The 1,916-nt window shown below is 45.3% G+C and carries 1 protein-coding gene and 1 pseudogene; both read right to left on the minus strand.

Annotation, left to right across the window (positions count from 1 at the left end):
* Positions 1–370, minus strand: a pseudogene (locus V5298_RS20510) (cytochrome P450); the annotation flags it as partial.
* Between the two features lie 124 nt (positions 371–494).
* Positions 495–1,916 (minus strand): NarK family nitrate/nitrite MFS transporter (locus V5298_RS20515; RefSeq protein WP_332933267.1); only part of this gene is annotated, 1,422 nt, incomplete at its 5' end.

Raw genomic sequence — 1,916 nt, forward strand, 5'->3', positions numbered from 1 at the left:
ACACTGCACCAATATCATTTACCCCATCAATCACTTCATGTTTGGGTAATTCAGAAACCAACTGGGCCGCAATCTGGGTAAAAACCGGAATATAGGGCGCTAAAGCCTCCTTAGTAAGATAGCGTTCAATGATTTTGCGATAGCGAGTATGGGTTTCCCCGTCCAAACCGTTAGGAATTTGAAGGTGGTTAGATACGGCATTTGAAAAACGGGTGTCATCTTTAGCCGCGGCCATAACATCGGCGTGTTTCAATAAAACCCATTCACCATAAACGTTCTTCACAATGGTGTGTTTTTGTCTAAGTTCGTCAGTATATTCGCGTAAATCTTTTCTTTCAGGGGATATATCTTGTGGAATATGATCAGTCATGTTGACTCCTCTAACTGTGCAGCTGAGTTCACGGCATAACGCCGGTTGGAGAAAATATTGCTGTTGGAACATTGAGAATAAAGGCTGGAAAATCAGCCTTTATTAAAGGAAGAAGGCCGTGTAATCAGCACGGAACAATGGCTTTCGGTCTAGCGTAATACCACCAGGTAATAGCAATGCAGGTGAGGTAAAACACAATAAAACCATACAGTGCCATGTGCACGGAACCTGTCATCGCTATGGATGATCCATAAGCTTTAGGAATAAAGAAACCACCGTATGCCGCAATGGCAGAGATAAAGCCCAGAACCGCCGCACTTTCACGGTTACCTTCGATTTCGGCTTGCTTTTCTTGGCCCTTACCTAGCACCCGGCTACGCAATGTTAAGAACATTAAAGGCACCATTCTAAATGTTGAACCATTGCCAATACCGGTGGCACTAAATAATAAAATAAACATGGCAAAGAAACCGGCAAAATTACTGGTTTCATCCGGTAGGAAATACAGCACACCCACCACACCTAGGCCCATGGCAACAAAGCTCCAAAGGGTGACCCGTGCGCCACCAAACTTATCGGCTAAAATGCCACCTAAAGGTCTTGTCAATGCCCCTGCCAATGGACCAATAAACGCATATTTCACCGGATCAACATCAGGGAACAACAAACCGCTCAGCAATGGGAACCCAGCTGAAAAGCCAATAAAGCTACCAAACGTTCCTAAGTACAACCAACACATGATCCAGGTATGTGAGCGTTTAAAAACCACCGCCTGCTCTTTTAAGGATGATTTTGCTTCTGCAATATCATTCATGCCATACCAAGCAACGATGGCGCCAATGGCAATAAAAGGCACCCAGATAAGTGCTGCATTTTGTAGCCAAACCGACGTAACCGCCCCCCCATCACCTATCATTTGTAACGGAGCGCCTCCCCAGCTTCCAAATACACTTGAAGATATCACTAAGGGGGCAATCAGTTGCATGCCGGACACACCGAGGTTACCTAATCCTGCATTGAGTCCTAGTGCAGCGCCCTTTTCGACTTTAGGGTAGAAGAAACTGATATTGGCCATGCTAGATGAGAAGTTTGCCCCGCCTAATCCGCACAACAAGGCAAGGATCAACATCACTAAATAAGAAGTATCGATATTCTGAAGTGCTACACCCATCCATAAGCAAGGAACCAACAAGGACGCCGTTGACAATGCTGTCCATCTACGGCCTCCAAAAACCGGTATCATAAAGCCGTAAAAAATGCGTAATGTGGCCCCAGATAAGGCCGGTAATGCAGCCAACCAAAACAACTGATTTGCACTATAGGTAAAACCCAAATGGGGCATTTGAACAACCATAATGCTCCAAATTGACCAAACCGCGAAAGCTAAAAACAGATTGGGAATAGAGATCCACAAATTGCGTTTTGCAATGCGCTTTCCTTTCGTGTCCCAAAACGTTTTGTCCTCGGGTCGCCAATCGGTTAACAGGAAGGCATCTTTAGACACCATTTCAGGAAGATCGGTAATATGGCTGCCTTCTGACCACTC

This window comes from Alteromonas sp. 14N.309.X.WAT.G.H12, from assembly GCF_036697315.1.
Classification (GTDB): Bacteria; Pseudomonadota; Gammaproteobacteria; order Enterobacterales; family Alteromonadaceae; genus Alteromonas.